Origin of the sequence: Streptomyces sp. NPDC005820 (assembly GCF_040630255.1) — a bacterium.
Taxonomy (GTDB): Bacteria; Actinomycetota; Actinomycetes; order Streptomycetales; family Streptomycetaceae; genus Streptomyces.
The window spans coordinates 1-23,073 of the sequence record NZ_JBEXXE010000088.1; the positions used below are offsets into that span (position 1 = coordinate 1).

The 23,073-nt window shown below is 70.9% G+C and carries 22 protein-coding genes and 1 pseudogene; 14 read left to right on the forward strand and 9 right to left on the reverse strand.

What is annotated here, in order from left to right; translation table 11 throughout:
• The first annotated feature begins 178 nt into the window (after nucleotides 1–178).
• Together ABZ464_RS50460 and mshA are read left to right on the forward strand one after the other, a co-directional pair.
• A complete protein-coding gene (locus ABZ464_RS50460; protein WP_359289466.1) occupies nucleotides 179–1,561 on the forward strand; it encodes an L-serine ammonia-lyase in 1,383 nt (460 codons plus the stop codon).
• A gap of 58 nt (nucleotides 1,562–1,619) precedes the next feature.
• Nucleotides 1,620–2,978 (forward strand): D-inositol-3-phosphate glycosyltransferase, encoded by a 1,359-nt coding sequence (mshA, locus tag ABZ464_RS50465; RefSeq protein WP_359289468.1) that lies wholly within the window; start codon nucleotides 1,620–1,622, stop codon nucleotides 2,976–2,978.
• Here the strand turns inward: mshA and ABZ464_RS50470 are convergent.
• From ABZ464_RS50470 to ABZ464_RS50495, 6 genes and pseudogenes are all read right to left on the reverse strand, one after another.
• Nucleotides 2,966–3,489 (reverse strand): annotated as a pseudogene (locus ABZ464_RS50470) (hypothetical protein). The gene mshA and the pseudogene ABZ464_RS50470 sit on opposite strands and share 13 nt — an antisense overlap.
• The gene (locus tag ABZ464_RS50475) at nucleotides 3,405–4,577 is read right to left on the reverse strand and encodes an acyltransferase (protein ID WP_359289470.1); all 1,173 of its coding nucleotides are present in this window, start codon (nucleotides 4,575–4,577) and stop codon (nucleotides 3,405–3,407) included. The pseudogene ABZ464_RS50470 and the gene ABZ464_RS50475 overlap by 85 nt, the downstream one beginning before the upstream one ends.
• A gap of 17 nt (nucleotides 4,578–4,594) precedes the next feature.
• Nucleotides 4,595–5,398 carry a class I SAM-dependent methyltransferase gene (locus ABZ464_RS50480; protein ID WP_359289472.1) on the reverse strand — a complete coding sequence of 268 codons (804 nt, stop codon included), beginning with the start codon at nucleotides 5,396–5,398 and terminating at the stop codon, nucleotides 4,595–4,597.
• A gap of 52 nt (nucleotides 5,399–5,450) precedes the next feature.
• Nucleotides 5,451–6,407: a transporter gene (locus ABZ464_RS50485; RefSeq protein ID WP_359289474.1), complete on the reverse strand. Its 957-nt coding sequence runs from the start codon at nucleotides 6,405–6,407 to the stop codon at nucleotides 5,451–5,453.
• Nucleotides 6,404–7,315, reverse strand: a complete 912-nt coding sequence (locus ABZ464_RS50490; protein ID WP_359289476.1) for an ABC transporter ATP-binding protein — start codon at nucleotides 7,313–7,315, stop codon at nucleotides 6,404–6,406. Before ABZ464_RS50490 ends, ABZ464_RS50485 begins: the two co-directional genes overlap by 4 nt.
• Nucleotides 7,312–7,764, reverse strand: a complete 453-nt coding sequence (locus tag ABZ464_RS50495; protein WP_359289478.1) for a GntR family transcriptional regulator — start codon at nucleotides 7,762–7,764, stop codon at nucleotides 7,312–7,314. Before ABZ464_RS50495 ends, ABZ464_RS50490 begins: the two co-directional genes overlap by 4 nt.
• Nucleotides 7,765–7,944: 180 nt before the next feature.
• Between ABZ464_RS50495 and ABZ464_RS50500 the strand changes: the two genes are divergently transcribed.
• From ABZ464_RS50500 to ABZ464_RS50535, 8 genes are all read left to right on the forward strand, one after another.
• Nucleotides 7,945–8,418, forward strand: coding sequence for a carboxymuconolactone decarboxylase family protein (locus ABZ464_RS50500; protein WP_359289480.1), 474 nt, complete (start codon nucleotides 7,945–7,947; stop codon nucleotides 8,416–8,418).
• 37 nt (nucleotides 8,419–8,455) lie between these two features.
• Entirely contained in the window at nucleotides 8,456–9,388 is a 933-nt protein-coding gene (locus ABZ464_RS50505) for a patatin-like phospholipase family protein (RefSeq protein WP_359289482.1), read from the forward strand.
• Nucleotides 9,385–10,608, forward strand: coding sequence for a macrolide family glycosyltransferase (locus ABZ464_RS50510; RefSeq protein WP_359289484.1), 1,224 nt, complete (start codon nucleotides 9,385–9,387; stop codon nucleotides 10,606–10,608). Before ABZ464_RS50505 ends, ABZ464_RS50510 begins: the two co-directional genes overlap by 4 nt.
• Nucleotides 10,609–10,611: 3 nt before the next feature.
• Nucleotides 10,612–11,103 (forward strand): hypothetical protein, encoded by a 492-nt coding sequence (locus tag ABZ464_RS50515; protein ID WP_359289486.1) that lies wholly within the window; start codon nucleotides 10,612–10,614, stop codon nucleotides 11,101–11,103.
• Entirely contained in the window at nucleotides 11,100–12,032 is a 933-nt protein-coding gene (locus ABZ464_RS50520; protein WP_359289488.1) for a hypothetical protein, read from the forward strand. The genes ABZ464_RS50515 and ABZ464_RS50520 overlap by 4 nt, the downstream gene beginning before the upstream one ends.
• A 101-nt stretch (nucleotides 12,033–12,133) precedes the next feature.
• Nucleotides 12,134–12,502: a hypothetical protein gene (locus tag ABZ464_RS50525; RefSeq protein WP_359289490.1), complete on the forward strand. Its 369-nt coding sequence runs from the start codon at nucleotides 12,134–12,136 to the stop codon at nucleotides 12,500–12,502.
• 55 nt (nucleotides 12,503–12,557) lie between these two features.
• The gene (locus tag ABZ464_RS50530; protein ID WP_359289506.1) at nucleotides 12,558–13,454 is read left to right on the forward strand and encodes an RNA polymerase sigma-70 factor; all 897 of its coding nucleotides are present in this window, start codon (nucleotides 12,558–12,560) and stop codon (nucleotides 13,452–13,454) included.
• A 139-nt stretch (nucleotides 13,455–13,593) separates the two neighbouring features.
• Nucleotides 13,594–14,091, forward strand: coding sequence for an Ohr family peroxiredoxin (locus ABZ464_RS50535; protein ID WP_359289492.1), 498 nt, complete (start codon nucleotides 13,594–13,596; stop codon nucleotides 14,089–14,091).
• Here ABZ464_RS50535 and ABZ464_RS50540 read toward each other — a convergent pair.
• A complete protein-coding gene (locus ABZ464_RS50540; protein WP_359289494.1) occupies nucleotides 14,075–15,415 on the reverse strand; it encodes an NAD(P)/FAD-dependent oxidoreductase in 1,341 nt (446 codons plus the stop codon). The two genes, ABZ464_RS50535 and ABZ464_RS50540, sit on opposite strands and share 17 nt — an antisense overlap.
• Nucleotides 15,416–15,587: 172 nt before the next feature.
• Here ABZ464_RS50540 and ABZ464_RS50545 point away from each other — a divergent pair, with 172 nt between their 5' ends.
• The 3 genes from ABZ464_RS50545 to ABZ464_RS50555 all read left to right on the forward strand — a co-directional run bounded on the left by ABZ464_RS50545 (nucleotide 15,588) and on the right by ABZ464_RS50555 (nucleotide 18,007).
• On the forward strand, nucleotides 15,588–15,929 hold the full coding sequence (locus ABZ464_RS50545) for a hypothetical protein (protein WP_359289496.1): 342 nt from the start codon (nucleotides 15,588–15,590) through the stop codon (nucleotides 15,927–15,929).
• Nucleotides 15,930–15,965: 36 nt separating this feature from the next.
• The gene (locus ABZ464_RS50550; RefSeq protein WP_359289498.1) at nucleotides 15,966–16,283 is read left to right on the forward strand and encodes a WhiB family transcriptional regulator; all 318 of its coding nucleotides are present in this window, start codon (nucleotides 15,966–15,968) and stop codon (nucleotides 16,281–16,283) included.
• Nucleotides 16,284–16,381: 98 nt separating this feature from the next.
• Complete coding sequence (locus tag ABZ464_RS50555; RefSeq protein WP_359289500.1) at nucleotides 16,382–18,007, forward strand: cytochrome bc complex cytochrome b subunit; 1,626 nt, start codon at nucleotides 16,382–16,384, stop codon at nucleotides 18,005–18,007.
• Nucleotides 18,008–18,032: 25 nt separating this feature from the next.
• On the opposite strand, the gene ABZ464_RS50560 is transcribed toward ABZ464_RS50555, so the two are convergent.
• On the reverse strand, nucleotides 18,033–20,804 hold the full coding sequence (locus tag ABZ464_RS50560) for an AAA family ATPase (RefSeq protein ID WP_359289502.1): 2,772 nt from the start codon (nucleotides 20,802–20,804) through the stop codon (nucleotides 18,033–18,035).
• Between the two features lie 118 nt (nucleotides 20,805–20,922).
• Nucleotides 20,923–22,623, reverse strand: a complete 1,701-nt coding sequence (locus ABZ464_RS50565) for an FAD-dependent oxidoreductase (RefSeq protein ID WP_359289508.1) — start codon at nucleotides 22,621–22,623, stop codon at nucleotides 20,923–20,925.
• A gap of 169 nt (nucleotides 22,624–22,792) precedes the next feature.
• Here ABZ464_RS50565 and ABZ464_RS50570 point away from each other — a divergent pair, with 169 nt between their 5' ends.
• The gene (locus ABZ464_RS50570; RefSeq protein WP_359289504.1) at nucleotides 22,793–22,978 is read left to right on the forward strand and encodes a hypothetical protein; all 186 of its coding nucleotides are present in this window, start codon (nucleotides 22,793–22,795) and stop codon (nucleotides 22,976–22,978) included.
• The last annotated feature ends 95 nt before the right edge of the window (nucleotides 22,979–23,073 follow it).

Here is a 23,073-nt window from a genome sequence, read left to right on the forward strand (position 1 = left end):
GAGGTCGCCGACGTCATCGCCGAAGCCCTCAAACCGTCCTACGACGCAGCTGCCCTGAAGGCCCGGGTCGAGGCCCTCGCCGACAAGCACCCGCTCTACCCCGGCCTGTAACCGACAACCTCCCACGGGGCATGCCCGGCACCGCTCGGCATGCCCCTTCGAACCCTCGGAGCATGGCGTGGCAATCAGCGTCTTCGACCTGTTCTCCATAGGCATCGGGCCGTCCAGCTCGCACACCGTCGGCCCGATGCGCGCCGCCGGGATGTTCGTCACCCGGCTGAAGCAGGACGGACTGCTGGCCCAGACCGCCGCCGTCCGGGCGGAGATGTTCGGCTCCCTCGGCGCCACCGGCCACGGCCACGGCACCCCCAAGGCGGTCCTGCTCGGCCTGGAGGGCAACAAGCCGCACACCGTCGACGTCGCCCGGGCCGAACGGGACGTGGAGCGGATCCGCGGCACCGGGCGCATCCGCCTCCTCGGCGCGGAGATCGGCCCCGCCCACGAGATCGGCTTCGACCCGGCGACCCACCTGGTGCTGCACCGCAGGCGCTCACTGCCGTACCACGCCAACGGCATGATCCTCTTCGCGTACGACGCCGACGGGGTGCCGCTGTCGGAGCGGACGTACTACTCGGTGGGCGGCGGCTTCGTCGTGGACGAGGAAGCGGTGGGCGCGGACCGCATCAAGCCCGACGACACGGTCCTGGCCCACCCGTTCCGCACCGGCGACGAACTGCTGCGCCTCACCAAGGAGACCGGCCTGTCGATCTCCGCGCTGATGCTGGAGAACGAGAAGGCCTGGCGCACCGAGGCGGAGATCCGCGCCGGTCTGCTGGAGATCTGGCACGTCATGCGGGCCTGTGTCGACAAGGGCCTGGGCCGCGAGGGCATCCTCCCCGGCGGTCTGAAGGTCCGTCGCCGGGCCGCCGCCGCGGCCCGGGCGCTGCGCAGCGAGGGCGACCCGGCGGTCCGCGCGATGGAGTGGGTGACGCTCTACGCGATGGCGGTGAACGAGGAGAACGCCGCGGGCGGCCGGGTCGTCACCGCTCCGACCAACGGCGCGGCGGGCATCATCCCCGCCGTCCTGCGCTACTTCCTCGACTTCGTGCCGGGCGCCGACGAGGACGGCATCGTCCGCTTCCTGCTCGCGGCGGGTGCCATCGGCATGCTGTTCAAGGAGAACGCCTCGATCTCCGGCGCCGAGGTCGGCTGCCAGGGCGAGGTCGGCTCCGCCTGCTCGATGGCGGCCGGCGGACTCGCCGAGGTGCTCGGCGGCAGCCCGGAGCAGGTGGAGAACGCCGCCGAGATCGGCATGGAGCACAACCTCGGCCTCACCTGCGACCCCGTGGGCGGCCTGGTCCAGATCCCCTGCATCGAACGCAACGGCATGGCCGCGGTCAAGGCCGTCACCGCCGCCCGCATGGCCCTGCGCGGCGACGGGCGGCACCACGTCTCCCTCGACAAGGTCATCAAGACCATGAAGGAGACCGGCGCCGACATGAAGGTCAAGTACAAGGAGACCGCGCGCGGCGGTCTCGCCGTCAACGTCATCGAGTGCTGAGGAGCCATGGGGTGCCGGCGGCCGTCTCGGCACCGTCCTCGGGAGGAGGACCGAAGAGATGACCCAGTACCTCAGCCGTACCCCCGTCGGCACCCTGGCCGCCCGGCCCCCGTCGTGGCCGCCCGACGCCCGGCACCGCCCCCGCCGGGTCGCCCTGCTCAGCGTGCACACCTCACCGCTGCACCAGCCCGGCACCGGCGACGCCGGCGGCATGAACGTCTACGTCGTGGAACTCGCCAAGCGCCTCGCCGCCCTCGGCATCGAGGTGGAGATCTTCACCCGCACCACCTCGGCCGCGCTCCCGCCCCGCGTCGAACTCGCGCCCGGAGTCCTGGTACGGCATGTGGACGCCGGTCCCTACGAGGGCCTTGCCAAGAACGACCTGCCCGCCCACCTCCCCGCCTTCGCCCACGGCGTGACCCGGGCCTGGGCGGGGGAGCGCCCCGGCCACTACGACCTGGTCCACTCCCACTACTGGCTCTCCGGCCATGTCGGGCGGCTCATCGCGGAGTGCTGGCGCGTCCCGCTGGTGCACGCCATGCACACCATGGCCAAGGTCAAGAACGCCGGCCTCGCCGACGGCGACACCCCCGAACCCGAGGCCCGGGTGATCGGCGAGGCGGAGGTCGTACGGGCCGCCGACCGGCTGATAGCGAACACCGAGAAGGAAGCGGGGGAGTTGCTCCACCATTACGACGCCGACCCCCGCCGGGTCGCCGTCGTGCACCCCGGGGTCGACCTGGAGCGCTTCCGGCCCGACGCCCGCGGTGTCGCCGCCGGGCGCGCCGCGGCCCGGTCGCGGCTCGGCCTTCCGCAGGACGCCCTCATCCCGCTGTTCGTGGGCCGCATCCAGCCGTTGAAGGCGCCGGACGTGCTGCTGCGCGCGGTGGCCCGGCTGCTTCAGGAGCGGCCGGGCCTGCGCGAGCGGCTCGTGGTGCCGGTGGTGGGCGGCCCCAGCGGCAGCGGTCTGGCCCGGCCGGAGGGCCTGCAGAAACTGGCGGCCCGGCTGGGCGTGTCGGACGTCGTGCTGTTCCGGCCGCCGGTCGTCCAGGACCGGCTCGCGGACTGGTACCGGGCGGCGTCCGTCCTGGTCATGCCGTCCCACAGCGAGTCCTTCGGCCTGGTCGCCGTCGAGGCGCAGGCCTGTGGCACCCCGGTGATCGCCGCCGAGGTGGGCGGTCTGCCGGTGGCGGTACGGGACGGGGTGAGCGGCGTTCTCGTACCGGGGCACGATCCGGCGGACTACGCGCGGGCGCTGTCCGCCTTCGCCGACGACCCGGCCCGCTCCGCCCGCATGGGCGAGGCCGCGCTGCGCCACGCCCGCGCCTTCGGCTGGACCACGGCCGCGGCGGCCACGGCGGACGTGTACACGGCAGCCCTGCACGAGCACTGGTACTCGCTCTCTCAGGGCCGGTAGACCATGCCCGGACGGGCCTTCGCAGGGGCGAGCAGCTGCGACACCGTGACGATGGTGTAGCCGCGCCGTTTCGAGCGCCTTGATGATCCCCGGGACAGCGGGCACGGTCCCCTGGTGCAGGTGATCGGTCGTCTCATAGTCCTTGGCGGTGACGCTCCACAGCACTTGCGCCAGCCCCAGGTCCCGGCAGATCGCGGCCACTGCACGGTTGGTGCGGCCCGGCCGCGGCGGCCACGGCGGACGTGTACACGGCAGCCCTGAGGATGTCCGGCAGCCCGGGGGTCGTCGGGCTGGGGCCGCCGTCGAAGCTGAGGGCCACGCACTTCGCCCTGCGGCAGTCGACGTCTGCGGCCACCGATCCCGATGCCCCGTCCCGGGCGGCGCGCGGTGAGGTGTGTTCGTACGTGGTGACGGTCAGCGCCAGGGTCAGCGCGACGGCCACGGCGGCGACCGCCGCTGTCGTGACGGCGACGCGGGGGCGAGAGCGTCTTGTCCGCGTGCGGGAGGGCATGCGTGACCTTTCTTCAAGTCGAGCGTCAGACGGTGCCTCAGCAGACGTCCGAGCCGTCGCTCCACCGTGGTGTGGATGAGCAGGGACAGCGCGAGGACGAACATCACGGAGGCCGCCATCGATGGCAGCGGCCCCAGCCCCGGCCATACCCGGAGCAGGCCTTTGGCCAAGGGGATGCCGATGCTTTGGTGGACGAGGTAGAAGGGGTAGGTGAGCCCGCCGGCGGTGACCAGCCAACGCCGGCGCAGCCGGGCCGGCGGGCCGATGCCGGCCAGGGCCAGCAGCCCGAGACAGAGGGTGAGTACGGCCGCGCACCCGGCCCAGGAGGGCGGGCTCTCACCGGGAGGCATGCCGGCGTGGTCGGCCACCCGCAGTTCGAGCACGGTGAGTTCGTAGGCCCAGGCGAACCCCAGCAGCAGCCACAACAGGAGGCTCTGTCCGAACCGGTGCATGAGGTGGAGCACGATCCCGGCGACGAAGAGACCCGCGTACCGGGGGAGGAGGAACGCGTCGAGCAGGGGCGAGTGGAGGTCGACGGCGATGACACCGGCCAGGAGCCAGGCCGCGCAGAAGGCCACCACCCGGCGGTAGGACAGCCCGAAACCGAGGAGCACGGCCATCAGCAGGTAGAACCGGGCCTCCACCCAGAGCGTCCAGCCGACTCCGTCGACCAGTTCCAGTCCCAGCGGCCCCGGAGCCATCGTCAGGTTTCCCAGGACGGTACGAGGGTCGATCCGTGTGGCGGCGGGCCAGTGGCCCACCCGTGAGACCAGGACGAGAGCGACGACGAGAAGGACGGCGCACCAGTAGGTGGGGAAGAGCCGCGCGATGCGGGAGACGGTGAACTGCGCGGGAGTCCGCCCCCAGCAGCTCATGCAGATGACGAATCCGCTGATGACGAAGAAGAACTCGACGCCGAGCCAGCCGTAGCGGCTGATCTCGTGCAGGAACGGTGCGAGATCCCGGAGTTCGGTCCGGCCCCAGAAGTGCGGGGTGGGTGTCCCGAGGAAGTGGTAAGCGGCCACCATGACCGCTGCCACCAGGCGGAGTCCGTCTATCGCGGCCAGGCGGGGCACGTGGGACGGCATGTCGAACCGGGACCGTCTCAGGCGGTGGGCAGGGGCGAGCGGCTGACCCGTATCTTCGACTGGCCGTGCGGACGCTCCTCCCAGTCCGCCATGAACCGCGCGTGCAGACCGTGCCGCCGTGCCAGGGCCAGGAGGGTCTCGGTGCGGTAGTAGAAGTCCTCGTGCAGCACCTGGTGTTCGGTGCCCTCGGTGCGGTCGAAGGTGAAGTCGAAGAACCCGGTGTCGGTCAGCACCCGGCCGACGTTCTCCAGGCACTGGTCGATGACCTCCAGCGGCGAGTGGGAGAAGACGCTGTGCGCGTGGACGACGTCGAAGTGGCCGTCGGGGAGGAAGTCCAGGGTGAGGTCGCCGGTGATGGTCAGATGCGGCAGCTTGTCCTGGAGGCGGCGCTCGACCAGGGTCTTCTTGGCGGCCATCAGGATGTCGGGCGAGATGTCGACGCCGTAGTAGTTGCCCGCGTCGAGGTGGCTGATGAAGCGCCAGCCGCCGCGCAGATTGCCGCAGCCGATGTCGAGCATGCGGTGTTCGGGGCGCAGCCCGTGTTCGACGAGGTAGTCGAACTGCATCTGTCCGAGAGCCAGCCAGCGGTCGTGGCTCCGGCTGCCGACCGCGGCCTCCGGGTTGCGGCGGGTGTCCGAGGCCATCACGGCGCGGTAGTAGCCGACGTGGTCGGGGTGCTTGAGGCGCAGCCAGGCGTCCCGGCCGGCCCGGCGGAGGTAGGGGATGACACGGCCGGGGTGGCGCAGGGCGTAACCGGTCTTGTGGGTGAGGGCGGTGCGGTTGTTGCGCAGTTTCTTCGGTGACTTGGCGTCGGCGGGCATGGCGAAGCGACCTCCGTGCGAAAGGGGATGTGTTCGGGCGGGGCCGCCGCGGTCAGATGCGGCGGCGCAGGAGCAGCACGGTGACGACCGTGAGCAGAGCGGCGAGGCCGCCGAGGACGGCGGTGTCGGTCCACTGGAAGGCCCAGTAGTCACCGGCCGGGTTGGCCTCGTAGAAGCGCGCGACGTATCCGTGCGCCGCCATGCACTCCCTGAGCTCGGCGCCTGAGGGGTAGGGGCAGTTCAGCACGTCGTCGTGGCGGCCGGAGGCGGTGATCAGGCCGTAGGTGCCGGTCGACCACTTCTCGCCCATCGGCGCCTTGGGGACGCCGCCGGCGCTGACGTAGGTGTGCGGCGCGACCAGCAGCCGGGTCCGGTGCGTCCACTCCAGCAGGAGCGTCGTCAGCCCCGTCACCAGCAGGGTCAGGCCCATCGCCGCCAGGACCCGGCGGGCCAGCAGGCCCAGCAGGGTGCCGGTCGCCAGGCCGAACAGGGCGGCCGCGACGACGCGGGGCCCCGAGCCGCTGAGGGCTGTGACGTCGTACCAGAAAAGGCCGTAACTCCGGTCGGCGGCAGGTCGCCACCACCAGGCGAACACCCCCGCGAGCAGGCCGGAGAGGGTGATCGTGGTCGCCGTGGCCAGGGCGAACCGGGAGGCGAACCACTGACCGCGGCTCACGCCCTGGGCGAGGACCATGCGGTGGGTGCCCAGTTCCCGGTCGCGGCCCAGGAGCGGGGCGCCCCAGAAGACGCCGATGACGACGGGCAGGGCGATGTTGAGCGCCCCGAGGTACGTCAGCGGCTCGACGTCCAGCAGCAGGGGCAGGCCGGAGTCGGACCGTGTGCACTGCAGCGGCCCGGTGCCGCAGTGGTCGAACAGACCGCTGCGCAGGGCGTCGAGCATGCCCGAGCGGCAGTACGCGGCGATCGCGGCGACGGCGAGCAGGGCGGCCGCGCCGATGCCGGCCGGCACGCGCTGCTGACGCCATGCGAGCCAGAGGGAGCCTTTCACGCCGCCTCCTCCGTCCGCTCGGCGCGAGCGCGGTGTTCCGGGGCGCCTGCCTGGAGATGGCCGATCAGGATGTCCTCCAGTACGGGCCGTTCGACGTGCCACTCGCCGCGCAGCGGTCCGCGCTGCCGTATCAGGGCGGTCAGCTGTCTGCCGGCGGTACGGCTCTGTACGACGGTGTGCTCTCGGGTGAGGGCGTCGGCCTGGTCGGCGGGGCCGGTCAGCACGGTGTGACTCGCGCGCAGTGCCTCGGTGTCCTCGCTCAGTTCGACGCGGCCGTCCCGCAGGACCAGCACCCAGTCGCAGGTCTCCTCGAGTTCGGGCAGGACGTGCGAGGACAGCACGATGCTCATGCCGCTTTCGGCGGCCTCGGCCATCAGACCCGCCATGATCTCGCTCCGGGCCACCGGGTCGAGGTCGGCCAGCGGCTCGTCGAGCAGCAGAAGGTCGGGCCGCTTGCCCAGAGCCAGGGCGAGTGCGACGCGCGTGCGCTGTCCGGGGGACAGTTCGCCGACGTGCGCGTGGACCGGGATGCCGCCCTCCTGGACGATCCGCTCGGCGGTGGTCCGGTCCCACGAGGGGTTCAGTTTCTCGCCCATCAGCAGGGTGTCCGCCACGGTGAAACGGGGGTAGAGCGGCTTGTCCTGGGTGAGCAGGGCGACCCGGGCACGGGCCTCGGACGTGCCCGGTGCGGTGCCCAGCACCCGCAGGTCCCCGGAGCCGGGGCGCAGCAGTCCGCCGGCCAGGTGCAGCAGGGTGCTCTTGCCGGCGCCGTTGCGTCCGACGAGGGCGGTGATCCGGCCGACGGGCACGGTGAACCCGCAGTCCCGCAGGGCCGGGTTGCCGCGCTTGCGGTACCGGAAGCCGAGTCCCGTGGCGCACAGCGCGGCCGGCGTGTCAGACCCGGTCATGCGTCCTCCTTTCGTTCCCGGTCGCCCGGGGCTTTGCTGTCGTGCTCGTTGTCGTGGGCGTCCAGGGCGGCTGTGACGAGGGCGAGGACATCGGCCCGCTCCAGTCCCGCGCCCCGTGCGCGGGCCACCCAGTCGGTGATCTCCCTGCGCAGCGGCGAGTCGTCCTCGGCGCCGGGCCGGGCGAGTGACCGCGTGACGAAGGTCCCCAGGCCGCGCCGCAGTGCGACCAGACCGGCCTGCTCCATGTCGCGGTAGGCCCGGAGCACGGTGTTGGGGTTGATGGCGGTGGTCGCCACCACCTCCTTGGCCGTGGGCAGTTTGTCGCCGACCCGCAGGGTGCCCATGCGGAGTGCTCGTTCGGTCTGCTCGACGATCTGCACGTAGGCCGGTACGCCGCTGCCCCGGTCGATCCGGTACTCGATCAACGTCGCCTTCCTGGGCTCCACCATGCTTGTACTAATGAATTAATGGAAGCATGGTGGAAGTCCGGCGGTGATGTCAAAACGGCTGCACCGGGCAGCGGGTACTGCCGGAGACTCGCTGAGACACACGTCACACATGACTTCGTGTCACACATTGCAGGGTTCCCCGGTCAATGGTGTGTTTCCGCCACATGAGGAGAGATCACCGTGGAATCGCGTGTCAACTACTTCGGGCACCCGCTCGCCGCGAAGGTGCTCAGGCACATCAACTCGGCCGGCAAGGCCGTCTCGGACTCGACGCTGCCTGCCGCGACGCAGGAGCTGGTGAAGATCCGCGCCAGCCAGATCAACGGCTGCGGCTTCTGCACGGACATGCACACCAAGGACGCCGCCCACGCCGGCGAGACCGCCCAGCGCCTCCACCTGGTCGCTGCCTGGCGGGAGGCCACCTGCTTCACCGACGCCGAGCGCGCCGCCCTGGAGCTGGCCGAGCAGGGCACCCGGATCGCCGACGCGGCCGGCGGGGTCACCGACGAGGCCTGGGTGAGCGCCGCCAAGTACTTCGACGAGGACCAGCTCGTCGCCCTGATCTCGCTCATCGCCGTCATCAACGCCTACAACCGCGTCAACGTGATCAACCAGCAGCCTGCGGGGGACTACCAGCCCGGCCAGTTCGGCTGATCCGAAACTCCATGTGACACGGTGGGAGAGGTGGATCATGAAAGGCGTCGGGGACTCCGCGTCGACGGGCCTGAGCTCCCTCCCCCGTCCCGTGGCCGTGGTGGTGGGCGCCGGCGGTGTGCTCGGCGCTGCGCATGTCGGGGTCGGATACGCGCTGGAGCAGCGTGGATTCGTCCCGGACATGATCATCGGAACCTCGGTGGGCGCCCTCAACGGGGCGATCGCGGCAGCCCACCCGCACCATGCCGCCCCGTGGCTGGACCATGTGTGGACCCGGTTGCGCCGACGCCATGTGTACCCCCTCGGCCACCTGTCCTCACGGACCAGCGTCTTCACGGACCGTGGCCTGCGTCGACTGATCGCAGGGGCCGGACTCCCGCCGCGGATCGAGCAGTTGGCGGTTCCGTTCACCGCGGTCGCCATGGACCTGGCCACCGGTGCCCAGGTCCTGCTGGACCACGGCGACCTCGAGTCCGCGCTGCTGGCCAGCGCGGCCGTCCCCGGGATGCTGCCCCCGGTGGACCGCGAGGGCCGCACGCTCGTCGACGGCGGGGTCATCGCCTACGTTCCGGTGCTGGCGGCCAGGCAGGCGGGGGCCGCCAGTGTGGTGGTGGTGGCCACCGGGCCGGAGAGTTCGCCGCTGAGCCCGACCGTTCCACGCCGAAGTGCCACCGCGATCGCCGCGCGGGCCGGGCTGCTGCTGTTGCACCACCAGATCGAGCGTGACCTGCACGAGGTGTCCCGGCACATCCCGACCGTCGTCCTGCCGACCGGCGTCGAGGCCTGGCCGGCCCCCTGGGACTTCGGCCACACCAAACGGCTGATCAGCACCGCCTCCCACGCGGCGGGGCGCTTTCTCGACGACCTGCACATCAGCGGGCCGGGCCTGTACCGGGCCGACGGCCCCCCGGCGTCCTCGACCGGACCGGGCGACCCATCGACTCCTTCCGCACTGGGGGCAGGCCTGTGAGTACCATCTCGTTCCTCAACATCGGCATGCACGGGCACATCAATCCGACGCTGCCGGTCGTGGCCGAGCTCGTTCGGCGCGGCCACTCCGTCTCGTACCACACCTCGCCCGAGTTCGCCGGGGAGATCGAGGCGACCGGCGCGACCGTGCGCCTCTACCCCGGGGGCGACCAACCGCTCCCCGATCCGCCGACGCCGGTCACGATGGTCGAGGCGCTCGCGCGTACGGCCGTACACCTGCTGCCCACCGTGCTCGACGACCTGCGAGGCATCCGACCCGACCTGATCGTCCACGACAACGCCTGTCTGTGGGGCGCGATGGCCGCCCGTGAACTCCGGGTGCCGGCCGCGTCCTCGTTCACCACGTTCGCCTACAACCGGCGGGTCCCCAGCCCCACGGGCGCCTCGTGGGAGCTGTTGGCCGCGGCCGCGGCCCGGCCCCGCAACGTCCAGGGCTATGTGCGGGCGCGCCGAGAGCTGCACCGCCGCCACGAGGCGCGCGGACTGCCTCTGATCGACCTCGGGAACATCCGGGCGCCGCTCAACCTGGTCTACACCTCGCGCGCGTTCCAGCCCGGAGTCGAGGATCTCGACGCGTCCTACCGGTTCGTCGGCCCCAGCATCGGCGCCCGCCCGGTCGACCCGGCCTTCCCGGCCGACCGGCTGAACGACCCGGTGTCGTACGTGTCGCTGGGCACGGTGTTCAACGCCGACCCACGCCTGTTGCGCACCTTCGCCACCGAGCTCGCCCCGCTGGGCGGCACCGTGGTCGTCTCCACCGGGCAGACCGATCCGGAGGCGCTGGGCCCGCTGCCGGTCAACGTCCTCGCCCTGCGCTCCGTACCGCAGCCGGAGGTGCTGGCCCGCGCCGCGCTGTTCCTCACCCACGGCGGGATGAACAGCGTCAACGAGGCCCTGTACGCCGGGGTTCCCCTGCTGGTGGTCCCGCTGGGCGCCGACCAGCCGCTGGTGGCCCGTCGCGTGGTCGAGCTGGGCGCCGGCCTGTCGATCCGGCCCCAGGACATCACCAGGGGCTCCGTGCGCAGCAGCGCCCGGCGTCTGCTCCACGAGCCCCGGTTCCGGGCAGCCGCGGCCACCCTGCGGGCCGCCCAGCGGGAGGCGGGCGGGTACCGGCACGCGGTGGACGAACTCGAGCGCTATCTGCGTACGGCCGGCCCGGCCGGCGGGCAGGCGGCCACCGATCCGATGCGGCGGGCCTGAGCGATGTCATCTGCCGTCGTCGTCCTGCTGCTGTGCGCCGGGGTGTCGGAGGCCGCCGGGCGCGTCCTGCCGCTCGTGGCGCGCCGCCCCGGCATGGCGCGGCCCCTCGTGGCCGGGTTGCTGTTCGCCGGTGGCCTGGTCGAAGCCGCCGTGTTCGCGCTGTGGCCGCTGACCACGTGGACCCTGGCCGACCTGGTGCTGTCCCCCTCACCGCCGGCCGACGCCCTGATGTGGACGCCGAGCCTGGTCGCCCCGCTGGTGCTCTCCGCCGTCCTCGCGTTCCCGTTGCTCGGACCCTTCCTCCATCTGGTGCTCTTCGTGGGGGTCGGGGCCGGTCTGGCCGGCCCGCTCGCCCAGGCCACGGAGCTGGGCTGGTGGGGCGCCGCGGGGTGCGTGGCGGTCGCCGGGGCAGTCCTCGGCATCACCGTGGAGGGCGTCCGACGCCTGGTCGTGCGGATCAGCGCGACCACGGCACCACCGGAGGCCATCGCATGAACGGCCATCTGCTCTGGGTTTTCGCGATCGGCCCGGTCCTGCTCGCCGAAGCACTGCTGGCCCGCTACGAGGTGCTGGCGTACGGCGCCGGCTGGCGGGCACCCACCACCGAACTCCCCGAGGGGGTGCCCTATGCCCGGGGCGCCGCCGCCGACCGTCCCCCGGAGGCCTACCTGGTCTACCTGGACGGTATCGGCAAGCGCCGGGTCCGCGACACGCGGGACGGCGGCCAGCTGGTCAGGGCGCTGCTCGCCGGAGCGCCGGAGCTGCGTGTGCTGGGGCAGGTGCAGCCCTACTCGCCGCTGGCCGACCCGCTCTCCGACCGGCCGGTGTGGGCATGGCTGCGCCGCCGTGTCGGGCTGCTGCTGTTCCTGCACAACGTCATGCAGGTCTTCGTGGCCGCCGACCACCGGTACCGCCCGCTGTACAACCGGGCCGTCGGTTCCCAGATCGCCGACCAGCTGCGGCTCGCCGGCTATCGGCCCGACAGCGGCATCCCCGTCGTGCTGCTCAGCTACAGCGGCGGCGCCCAGGTCGCCACGGGCGCGGTCGACGCCCTGCACGCCCGACTGCGCTGCCCGCTCCTGCTGATCACCCTGGGCGGTTTCCACAACGGCGCCAACGACCTCGCCCACGCCACGCAGTTGCACCAGCTCACCAGCGCGTACGACCGGATCGAGCGGGTCGGCACCTGGATCTTCCCGCAGCGATGGCGGCTGTTCCGCGGGAGCGGATGGAACCGGGCCCGCCGCGCCGGGAAGATCACCGTGCATCGCCTCGACCCGGCCACCCACCTCGGGCCGCACAGCTACATCAGCCCGGAGTCCCGGCTCCCGGACGGGCGCACCCACCTCGACCACACGGCCGCCACCGTCATCGCCGTCATCCGCGCCGGCCACGACGCGCCGGTGGCGACGGACCGCCCGTGACGCGGCAGGCCCGACTCGGTGTCAGACGCGGGAAGCACGGGCGGTCTTGGTGGGTATGTACCCTTCGACAACAGGTGTGGCGAAAGGGACGGGTCACACTGATGAGCCTGAAGCTGTCACACGTTCCGGTGCACGCCGTCGAACCCGCACGCTCCATGCGCTCTGCGCTGATGACCCGCCTGGCCTCGCTGTCCGCCGGCCTGAGGTCGCGGGTCACCGTGCACCCCTGCACCCTCGACGAGGCCGGGCTGCGCGAGGTGGCGGACGTCGCCGTGTGCCACAACACGATCGCCTGCCTTCACCCGGCCTCGCGACGGGCCCTGTGGCCTGCCGCGGCCGAGGCGCTCGCGCCCGCCGGCGTCCTCCTCGTCCAGCCTGGTGCCGTCGGCGGACGCGGACCGTATCCGGGCCCACTTCTCCTACTGGGGACCGATCCCGCCGTGCCGGCCGTGCGCCTGGGACGGGGCTGACAGGCGTCCCGGGAGGGTGGGCTTGTAACATGGTGATCCACTGTTGGAGGACACTGTGTGCGCACACCATGACACCGAATCTCTCGACCGGGCGACAAGGGATTTCGTCACGGTGCGTCCCCAGCTGTTCGGCATCGCGTACCGCGTGCTCGGCAGCGCGGTGGAGGCCGAGGACATCGTCCAGGAGGCGTGGGTGCGCTGGCAGACCGCCGACCGCACCGACATCCGCGAGCCGGCGGCCTTCCTGGCCACGGTCACCGTCCGGCTGGCCGTCAACCTGGCCCAGTCCGCCAGGATGCGGCGTGAGTCGTATGTGGGGCCGTGGCTTCCCGAGCCGGTCGACACCACCGCGGATCCACAGCTGGGCGCGGAACGGGCGGAGGCGCTCGACCTCGCGGTTCTGCTCCTCCTGGAACGCCTGAACCCCTCGGAACGGGCGGCCTACGTGCTGCGGGAGGCCTTCGACTACCCCTACCGGCGGATCGCGGACATCCTGGAGACGAGCGAGTCCAACGCGCGCCAGCTGGTGAGCCGATCCCGCAGGCATCTGGCCGCGGAACGCGGGGAACCGGTCGACTCCACCACGCACCGGCGCCTGCTGGAGGTGTTCCTCGCGGCGGCGCAGACCGGCGATCTGGCGGTGCTCGAGGAGGTTCTGACGACGGACGTGGTGAGCTACTCCGACGGCGGCGGGATCCGCGGCGCGTCCAAGATCCCGGTCATCGGTCGTTCGCACGTCTCCAAGTACCTCGCCGCCTTCGCACCGCGCTTCTGGCCCGGGGTGGGCATACGGTGGGTCGAGGCCAACGGCAGGCCCGCCGTCCTGGTCTCCGCCGGGCAGGACGCGGTCGCCCTGCTGTGCGTCGCGACCTCCGTACGGGGCATCGAACGCATCATGTGGGTCATGAACCCCGCCAAACTGACACCGTACGTCGCTTCACTGGACAGCTGAGGCGTTTTCGCCGTCGGTGTCACATCGAGGGTTACCGGCCGGTCAACTGGCTACCTGGAACGCGGGTCTTCTTCCCACGATGTGAAGGTGGACGGGACATGGCATGCGGTGCGGTCGGTCACGGTGCGGGGGGCGGGCGATGACGGAGCCGATCCGGTGGCCCGATCTGTCCACCGAGAGGGACTTCGACGGCGACTTCTTCGCCCCCTTGTACACCACGACGGTGACGGTTCACGGGGGGACGGCCGCGCACGGCCGGGCCTCGGGACGCGCCCGCTCGGCCGACGGTGTCCTCGACCTCGACCTCGGCCTGCCCGCCGAACTGGGCGGGGACGGACAGGGGACGAACCCCGAGCAGCTGTTCGCCACGGCCTTCGCGGCCTGCTTCCACGGGGTGCTGAGCCTGGTGGCACGACAGGCCGCGCTCGACGCCGCCAAGATCTCCGTGGCGGTGACCGTGGCCTTCGGGCGGGACCCGGGAGACGGCGGCCCTCTGTTGCGGGTCGAGCTGGCGGTCCGGTGGCCGGGCATCGATCCCGAGACCGCCGCACCGCTCCTGAGGAAGGCGAAGTCGCTGTGCCCCTACGCGAGGATGGCCTGGGGCGGCACACCGACGACCATCACACTGGCCTCCTGACGGGGGAGACCTGCGCATCGCCACTGGTGACGAACGCGTCCCGTGGGTGCTGCACCGAGACGAGGGAGACCAGATCCCGGCCGAACAGGAACGCGGTGAGCCAGACGGTGAGAACGCGGACCTTGCGCTCCCAGGTGGGCACCGCCAGGACGTGATAGCCCCGGTGCATCAGCCAGGCGGGCAGTCCCTTGATGACGATGTTCCTGTACTGGAAGATGCCACGTCCCAGTCCCAGTGTCGCCACCACTCCCAGACTGCTGTGACGGTAGTCGCGGAGGCGACGCCCCCGCAGGTCGGCCACGATGTTCTTCGCCAGACGCCTGCCCTGCCGGACGGCGTGCTGGGCGTTGGGCACCGTGCGCGCCCCCGGCACGGGCGACGCCAGGTCGGGAACAGCGGCGTCGTCCCCGGCCGCCCACACCTCGGCCACCGGCTCAGCGGCGGTGCCCACGCGAAGATCGGGGCGGACCACGAGCAGCCCCCGCTCGTCGACCGGCAGGTCCGTGTGGTTGTGCACGACCGGGTTGGAGGCGTTGCCGGCGGTCCAGACGATCAGCGCGGAGTCGAACTCCTCTCCGCTGGAGAGCACCACGTGCCCGTCCTCCACGGAGACGAGATGGGTGTTCAGGTGGACGTGCGCGCCACGGCCTTCCAGCGACCGCACCACCCAGGCACCGGGCTTGTCGCCCACCTCGGGCAGGATCCGGCCCCGGGCCTCCACCAGGTGGAAGGACAGCTCCTCGAAACGCAGCTCCGGATAGGACCTGAGCAGCGCGGTCGCCAGCGACAGCAGTTCGCCGAAGCCCTCCACGCCGGAGAACCCGCCGCCCACGAACGTGACGGTGAGCAGCTTGCGCCGCTCGTCGCCCGGCGGCAGCGACGCCGCCTGGTCGAACGCGGTCAGCAGCCGGTCGCGGATGGCCACCGCCTCCTCCACGTGCTTCAGGCCTATCGCCTGCTCCGCGAGCCCCGGTACGGGGAAGGTGCGGGTCACGGCGCCGGCCGTGACCACGAGGGTGTCGTAACGGAGCTCGTGATCGGCCCCGTTCACGGGCCGAACGGTGAGCGCGCGGTCCGCATGGCGGATCTCCGTGACGCTCCCCGCGATCAGCCGGGTGCGGTGCAGGTGCCGACGCAACGACACCGCGGCGTGCCGCGCCTCGACCGATCCGGCCGTCACCTCCGGCAGGAAGGGCTGGTAGGTCATATAGGGACGCGGGTCGACGACCGTGACCCGCGCCTCTCCCGTACGCAGTGACTTCTCGAGGCCCCATGCGGTGTAGAAGCCCGCGTAGCCACCACCGACGATCACAATCTCACGCATGATTCCCTCTGGTTCGTAGTCGACACCATGGAGACCGGACGACCCGGAGGACTGTGACAGGCGAGGGCGCCGGCCAGGGCCATGGGCGTGTCACAGCGGGGTGAGCTGCCCGGTCCAAGTGAGATGAAGCCCAGTGTGTGGGATCCGCCCTGCATTCCCTCGGGAGCACACCATGGACGCGAGCGAAGAAGCCACGCGAGGCCTGACCGACATCGAGGACTTCCTTTATCAGCAGGCGCATCTGCAAGCGGCGCATCAGCGCGTGGCGGACTTCACCGCACACGCACCGGGGCTGACCCAGCAGCAGAAGACGGACATCGAAAGGTGGTATCTCCAGGAGCAGACCTACGTCGCCCGCATGGTGACGGAGCACATCACCGACAGCATCGGCGTGGTGGAGGAGCAGCACCGCGTCCGTGTCCGGCGATGGCTCAGAGGCACGCTGACCGCGATGACCCTCATCGTCGTGGGGCTGACCGGTCTGTGCGTGGTGATCCTGCAGTCGACGCGCTGAACCACCGGAATTCCGAACCGCGGAGGTTGACTTCCCATGACTGCTGCTGAACGAGGAGACCACGCAACCCATTGGCGCGAGCGGGCCGCCTGCCTGCACGTGGAGGACCCTGATCTGTTCTTCCCCATAGGCGTCAGTGGTCTGACGTTCGCCCAGGTCGACGCGGCCAAGACGGTCTGTGCCCGGTGTCCTGTCGTCAAGCAGTGCCTTGACTGGGCCCTGCTGGTCGGGCACGTGGAAGGCATCTGGGGCGGTACGACGGAAAGCGAACGCCGTGCGCTGAGGCGATGCGGAGCCCGCCGGGCCAAGGCCCGGGAGAGGCTTCATCCACCACGACGTTGTGACACGGTTTGATGCCGCGATCTGCCGCCATGCGTGTCACACCCACGGCGCGCGCCCGGTCTTATGGGTGGAAGCAAGCCCGCCGACCCGAGGAAAATGGTGGTCGAGACATGGATGACGGGAGCCGGGAAAGCGCCGCGCGCCCCGGGAACAAGGGCCAAAGGGTCGCCGAATGGGCTGACGGGCGCCTGGGTGTCTACAGCCTCATCAGGAAGAGAGCACGAAGAGCCTTCCCGGACCACTGGTCGTTCATGCTGGGAGAGATAGCCCTCTACAGCTTTGTCATCCTCATCATCACGGGCGTGTACCTGACGCTGTACTTCCATCCGTCGATGGACGTGGTGGAGTACAGGGGCGGCTACGCGCCGCTGCGCGGCCAGTTGGTGTCGGAGGCTTTCGACTCGACCATGCACATCTCCTTCGACGTCCGTGGCGGCCTGTTGATACGGCAGGCCCACCACTGGGCGGCGCTCGTCCTCGTCGCCGCCATGCTGGCCCACATGATGCGGGTCTTCTTCACCGGAGCCTTTCGCAAGCCCCGCGAACTCACATGGGTTTTCGGATTCCTGCTGCTGATCCTCGGGATGTTCGGAGGACTGACGGGATACGACCTTCCGGACGACCTGCTGTCCGGGACCGGACTCATGGTCGTGAACGGCACACTCCTGTCCATCCCGATCGTCGGAACCTACCTCTCGATGTTCCTCTTCGGAGGCGAGTTCCCGGGGGACGACCTGGTGGCGCGCTTCCACACCATCCACGTGCTGATCATCCCTGCCCTCATGGTGGGCCTGCTCGTCGCCCATCTGCTGCTGATGCTCCACCACCGGCACACGCAGTATCCGGGCCCGGGACGGACCGACACGAACGTGGTGGGTGTGCCGGTGAGCGTGCGCGCGGTGAAGTCCGCCGGGTTCTTCTTCCTGGTCACCGGTGTCATCTTCGCCATGGCCGCGGTCGCGCAGATCAACCCGATCTGGCTGTACGGCCCCTACCGGGCGGACCAGGTTTCGGCCGGCTCGCAGCCCGACTGGTACATGGGCGTGGCCGACGGGCTGCTGCGGGTCATGCCCGGCTGGGAGATCGCCTTCTGGGGGCACACCCTGGCCCTGGACAACCTGATTCCGCTGGTGGTGGGTGTCGGTCTGTTCCTTGCCATGGGCGCATACCCGTTCATCGAGTCCTGGGTGACCCGCGACGCCCGTGAGCAGCACCTCCTCGACCGACCGCGAAACCGCCCGGTGCGAACGGCACTCGGGGTGGCCTGGATCGGGTTCTATCTGGTGGCCCTGATCGGCGCCGCGAACGACATCGTCGCCGTCCGCTTCCATGTCTCGGTCAACGCGGTGACATGGGCGGTTCGGATCGGCCTCTTCATCGTGCCGCCCGTCGCCTACGCCGTGACGAAGCGCTGGGCCCTCGGCCTCCAGCGCCGAGACCGCGACAAGGTGTTGCACGGCCGCGAGACCGGCATCATCAAGCGTTTGCCGCACGGTGAGTTCATCGAGGTGCACGAGCCGCTCGGCCGACAGCAACTCCACACGCTCACCCAGCATGTGCAGTACCAACCGATCGCTGCCTGCCCGGCGGGCGACGAGGAGGCCCCGGACGCCCGCTCCCGTCCTGCCCGGCGCCTGCGCGGCCGGCTCAGCCGTACGTTCTACGGCGAGAGCGCGCAGATCGCCAAGCCGACCGCGCGGGAGTACGAGGAGCACACCGGCGAACACCACCGCTGACGCCTTTCCGCGCCGGCGTTCTCGGTCAGGTCTCGGTCGTGGTGGCCGGCCGGGCGTCGAGTGTGGTGCGCAGTTGTTTGCGTGAGGTGATGCCGAGTTTGGCGAACACTTTCCGCAGGTGCCATTCGACGGTGTGAGGGCTGATGAACAGCTGCGCCCCGATCTCGGGATTGGTGAGCCCGTCCCGGGCGAGGCGCGCGATCTGCGCCTCCTGAGGGGTGAGCGCCGCCCCGGTGGTCATCCTGCGTCTGGCCACCTTCTCCCCGGTGGCCTGCAACTCGCGGCCCGCGCGTTCCGTGAAGGCGCGGGCGCCGAACCCGGAGAACATGTCATGCGCGGCCCGCAACTGCGCACGGGCGTCGTTGCGACGGTTCTCCCGGCGCAGCCACTCTCCGTACAGCAGATGGGCCCGGGCCAGTTCGACCCGCATCCGGGTCCGGCCGAGCCGCTCGATCGCCTCCCGGTGCAGGCCCTCGGCAGTGCCGCCCTCGCTGACCAGCGCACGTGAGCGCGCCTGGACACCCAGCGCCCACTCCGTACCGGCCGCGTCCGTCACCTCGGCCAACCGCTCCAGCGCGGCAACGGCCGTACGGCGCTCACCACTGCGCGCCGCCGCCTCCACCAGCTCGGTCAGTCCCCAGTTGGCGGAGGGCCCGTCCTGTGCGGTCCAGTCCGGCCGGTTCGCCGCCGCGAAGGCCTGGTCGTACTTGCCGAGGCCGTTGTAGAGCACCGCTCCGGCCCACTGCGCGACGGTCACGCCGATGCCTTCTCCACGGATCACGGCGTCCTTCGCCTTGGCCTGGATCAGCGCATCGGCCAGGATTTCGTCCCCTTGCCAGGCGGCCAGACCGAGCGTGCCGTACGAAATGAAACCGTCGCCGACGGCCTTGTTCACCGCCGCGATCTCCGCGAGGAGCAACGCGGCGGTGTCCAGTTCGCCGGTGAACGTGTGGAGGAGGAGCGCGGAGCTGAGGGCCAGGGGCAGCTCGCCCAGGGCGCCGGCGGCACGGGCGGTCCGTACATGGCGGGTGGCGAGCTCCGACCAGCGCCGGTCGTCCCACAGGTCGCCGGCGACCGCCGTGGCCAGCCGGCACCACCGCATCACTGCCCCGACATCGGTGTCCCAGTCGAACGAGGACAGCGCGTCCTTCGCGACGGAGGCTGCGGCACCGTGCCCCTCCGTGTACCTGAGGACCAGGGAGGACAGGAGGAGGTCCGCGCTGTGCGGCGGCCGGGCGGCGGGCGGGATCTCGCGTGCGGCGGTCGCCACCGCGCATACGTCGGAGCGTCCTCCGAGGCTCCCGGCGTACAGGGCGGCGAGGATCGCGTCCAGGAAGGTTTCCCGAGCGAGGCCGGCGTTGAGCGGGACGAGGCGGCGCGCGGCGGCCAGCAGAAGAGGAGAAGCCTTGTTGCCGCGGCTCGAGGCGAAGGCGATCTGCGCCCGGAGGAGATCCACATGGGCGTGGTGCAGCTCGTCCGGCGGTCCGGCTTCGGCGACCGCCAGCAGCTCCTGCGCGGCATCGGGCGCACCGGCTCGAAGCTTCGCCCGCGCCGCGGCGAGGGCGCGCGTCGCCCGGAGCCGCGGTTTCGGGGTGAGCATGGTGGCGTGGGCCAGGAAGGCCGCGGCGGCAGCCGTGCCGCCACGGGACTGGGCCCGCCCGGCCGACGACTCGAGCTCGGTGGCGGTCTCCTCGTCGGGGCCCACGGCCGCCAGGGCGCGATGCCATGCGCGGCGGTCGGGATCGAGCGCGGGATCCGTTACCTCACCCAGGATGCGGTGGGTTTCACGTCTCTCGGCGAGGTCGGCCGAGCGGTAGATCGCGGAGCGCAGCAGGGGATGCCGAAAGCGCACCAGCGTGTCGATGTCGATCATGCCGGCGGCTTGTGCCGCGTCGGCTGCTTCCGGCCGGATGCCGAGTCGCTCCACCGCGCGCCAGAACAACATCGCGTCGCCGACCGGCTCGGCGGCGGCGGTCAGCAGCAGTCGTCGCGTGGCCGGCGGGAGGGAGCGGACCTGCCGGAGGTAGTTCTGCTCGATGTGGGCGGCCACAGGTCCCGGCTCGGGCGGCCCGAACCCGTCGGCCACCTCCGTCGCGGTCAGACCGCGGTGGAATTCCAGCAGGGCGAGCGGGTTGCCCCGAGCCTCGGCGACGATCCGGTCGCGGACCTGTTCGTCCACCGGTCTTCCGGTCACCGAATCCAACAGCGCGCGGGCATGGCCGTCATGCAGGCCCGCGAGCACGAGTTCGGGCAGGCCGGCGAATTCGGGCTGCCTCTGGGAGTCACGGAGGGCGAACACCAGCGCGAGCGGTTCCGCGAGCATGCGCCGCGCGACGAATGCCAGGGTCTGTGCGGAGATTCGATCGAGCCATTGCGCGTCGTCCACGAGACAGAACAGCGGTTCCTCCACGGCCACGTCGGCCAGCAGGCCGAGCACCGCCAGACCGACCAGATAGCGATCCGGCGGTGGCCCCGCGCTCAGCCCGAACGCCGTGGCCAGCGCCTCGGCCTGCGGACCGGGCAGGCGCTCCAGTCGCCCGAGGAACGGAGCGCACAGCTGATGCAGGCCCGCGAACGGAAGCTCCATCTCGGACTCGACCCCCGACCCCCGGGCGATCCGGTGCCCGGAAGCGCGTTCCGCCAGGTGGTCCAGGAGGGCGGACTTTCCGATACCGGCCTCTCCGCGCACCACCAGCACGGCGCTGTGCCCTGCCTCCACGCCGGATGCCAGCTCATCGAGCGCCGCGCATTCGCCGTGCCGGCCGTGCAGCTGTCTCCGGAGGTTTTCGTTCGCCATTGCCACCGCCCGCAGGGAGCGTAGCAATATCAAGGTCGCAGAAGCATTGCGTCGTAAGGCCGCAGGATCAGCGCATTCGGGTTGCCGACGGCTCCTGTGCTCAACCCCCTCCTACTCGTCATTCGACGAGCTTGCCCTCGGTCGAGACGTCCTGCATCAGCGATGAGATCTCGTCGGGGATGGCGGGAATGCTCTCGCGCGTGACACCGGTCGTCGGGGACCACACGAGATTGACCTGCAGAGCGGGGTCCAGGTCGGGATGGTCGCTGCGGTTGTGGCAGCCTCTGGTCTCGCGACGCTCCAGTGCCGCTTCGAGGGTGGCCCTGGCCGCCAGCGCGGCGGACTTGAGGTCGAAGGCGTGCGCGAGGTCCTGGTAGCCGGCGATGTCCGGGTGGACGCCGACGTTCTCCATCCTCTTCTCGATCACTTCCAGCTCCGCCAGTCCGGCCCGGAGGCCTTCCTCGTCGCGTACGACCCCGGCGTGCTCGGTCATGGTGTTGCGGAGGGCGCGCTGCAGGGCGCGTACGTTCTCCGGTCCGTCGGCCGTGAGGAGGCCGTCGATCTCGGCGCGCGCCTGTGCGATGGCCGCCGCCGACCGCGGCTGCGCGGTCAGGGACTGCGAGTAGGCGGCGGCCGCCCGGCCGGTGAGGCGGCCGAAGACCAGGAGCTCGATGAGACTGTTCCCGCCAAGCCGGTTGGCGCCGTGCAGCCCGCTGGAGGCCTCGCCGATGGCGTACAGCCCGCGGACGTCGGTGCTGTGGTCCTCCGGGCGTACCCACACGCCGCCCATCGAGTAGTGCGCGGTGGGCGCGATCTCGATCGGTTCGCGGGTGATGTCCAGCATCTGCAGATCGAGCAGGGTCTGGTAGACGCGAGGCAGCCGGGTCATGATCGTCTGCCGCGGCAGATGGGAGACGTCGAGCCAGACGCCGCCCTTGGGGGTGCCGCGGCCTTCCTTGATCTCCGTGTAGGCGGCCAGAGCCACGCGGTCGCGGGTGGACAGCTCCATGCGGACGGGGTCGTAGCGGCTCATGAACCGTTCCCCGAGCGCGTTGCGCAGGATGCCGCCCTCGCCCCGGGCGGCCTCGCTGACCAGGGTGCCGGCCGCGTTCTCCGGCTCGATGATCCCGGACGGATGGAACTGCACCAGCTCGGCGTCCCGCAGTCGGGCACCGGCCTCCACGGCCAGCCGGAAGGAGTCACCCGTGTTCTCGTCGCGTCGTGAGGACGTGCGCCGCCAGATACGGGTGTGGCCGCCCGCCGCGAGGATGACGGCGTCGGCGTGGATCAGGTAGCGCGTGCCGTTCGTGAGATCGAAGCCGTAGGCGCCGAAGACGGCGCCGTCGTGCACGAGGATGCGGGTGATGTAGACACCGTCGAGCACGGGGATCTTCAGCTGGTCGGCGCGCCGGATGAGCGTGCGCTGGATCTCCAGGCCGGTGTAGTCGCCGGCGAAGGCGGTGCGCCGGAACCTGTGCGCGCCGAAGAAGCGCTGCGAGATCCGGCCGTCCTCCTCCCTGGCGAAGGCCATGCCGTAGCGCTCCAGGTCGTCGATGCCGCGGGCCGCGCCCTGGGTGACGATCTGGACGGTGTGCGGGTCGGCCAGCAGGTAACTCTCCTTGAGGGTGTCGGCCGCGTGCTGCTGCCAGCTGTCCTCGGGGTCCATGGTGGCCAGGGCGGCGTTGATGCCTCCGGCGGCGAGTGCCGTGTGGGCGTCCTCCTTTGGACGTTTGCCGACCGCGAGGACGTCCATGCCGGCTTCGGCCAGCTCGATGGCTGCTCGCAACCCGGCACCTCCGGTGCCGATCACCAGCACCATGGTGGAAAGACGTCGTTCGTTGAGAGCCACTGTTCACTCCGATCGATGGTGTCGTCACTCACTACGACCAGGCCGTCCCGGGATCTGTGACATCTGCGCGTGCTGCGAAACCACTGTCACAGATACACCGTGTTCCCGGTCGACACTGCACAGCTCGAAGGAGGAGAACATGTTCGAAGAGCGGGCCGAGGCCGAGATGAGGCTGAACTCGGAGAAGAGGGCCAGGGAACTGGCCCGGGCAATGCGGCGGGAGGACGACAACGACGACGACAACGGCACCGAGACGCCCCCCGGGGCCGACGACACACAGCCGGGCACGGACACGACGGCCGTCACCGACGCGGAGCCGGCCTGACCAGGGCCTGTCGTTTGGATCAGGTCGGCTGAGCCGACGTGGCCTCTCGGCCGACCTGAGCGGGGTGTGGTGCGTCCGGCTGCAAGGCGGAGGAG

Excerpts from the sequence above, each read along its gene's own strand:
- mshA (WP_359289468.1), top strand. The coding sequence starts at position 1,620 with ATGACCCAGTACCTCAGCCGTACCCCCGTCGGCACCCTGGCCGCCCGG.
- ABZ464_RS50475 (WP_359289470.1), bottom strand. The coding sequence starts at position 4,577 with ATGCCGTCCCACGTGCCCCGCCTGGCCGCGATAGACGGACTCCGCCTG.
- ABZ464_RS50480 (WP_359289472.1), bottom strand. The coding sequence starts at position 5,398 with ATGCCCGCCGACGCCAAGTCACCGAAGAAACTGCGCAACAACCGCACC.
- ABZ464_RS50490 (WP_359289476.1), bottom strand. The coding sequence starts at position 7,315 with ATGACCGGGTCTGACACGCCGGCCGCGCTGTGCGCCACGGGACTCGGC.
- ABZ464_RS50495 (WP_359289478.1), bottom strand. The coding sequence starts at position 7,764 with ATGGTGGAGCCCAGGAAGGCGACGTTGATCGAGTACCGGATCGACCGG.
- ABZ464_RS50505 (WP_359289482.1), top strand. The coding sequence starts at position 8,456 with ATGAAAGGCGTCGGGGACTCCGCGTCGACGGGCCTGAGCTCCCTCCCC.
- ABZ464_RS50515 (WP_359289486.1), top strand. The coding sequence starts at position 10,612 with ATGTCATCTGCCGTCGTCGTCCTGCTGCTGTGCGCCGGGGTGTCGGAG.
- ABZ464_RS50520 (WP_359289488.1), top strand. The coding sequence starts at position 11,100 with ATGAACGGCCATCTGCTCTGGGTTTTCGCGATCGGCCCGGTCCTGCTC.
- ABZ464_RS50525 (WP_359289490.1), top strand. The coding sequence starts at position 12,134 with ATGAGCCTGAAGCTGTCACACGTTCCGGTGCACGCCGTCGAACCCGCA.
- ABZ464_RS50535 (WP_359289492.1), top strand. The coding sequence starts at position 13,594 with ATGACGGAGCCGATCCGGTGGCCCGATCTGTCCACCGAGAGGGACTTC.
- ABZ464_RS50540 (WP_359289494.1), bottom strand. The coding sequence starts at position 15,415 with ATGCGTGAGATTGTGATCGTCGGTGGTGGCTACGCGGGCTTCTACACC.
- ABZ464_RS50545 (WP_359289496.1), top strand. The coding sequence starts at position 15,588 with ATGGACGCGAGCGAAGAAGCCACGCGAGGCCTGACCGACATCGAGGAC.
- ABZ464_RS50550 (WP_359289498.1), top strand. The coding sequence starts at position 15,966 with ATGACTGCTGCTGAACGAGGAGACCACGCAACCCATTGGCGCGAGCGG.
- ABZ464_RS50555 (WP_359289500.1), top strand. The coding sequence starts at position 16,382 with ATGGATGACGGGAGCCGGGAAAGCGCCGCGCGCCCCGGGAACAAGGGC.
- ABZ464_RS50560 (WP_359289502.1), bottom strand. The coding sequence starts at position 20,804 with ATGGCGAACGAAAACCTCCGGAGACAGCTGCACGGCCGGCACGGCGAA.
- ABZ464_RS50565 (WP_359289508.1), bottom strand. The coding sequence starts at position 22,623 with ATGGTGCTGGTGATCGGCACCGGAGGTGCCGGGTTGCGAGCAGCCATC.
- ABZ464_RS50570 (WP_359289504.1), top strand. The coding sequence starts at position 22,793 with ATGTTCGAAGAGCGGGCCGAGGCCGAGATGAGGCTGAACTCGGAGAAG.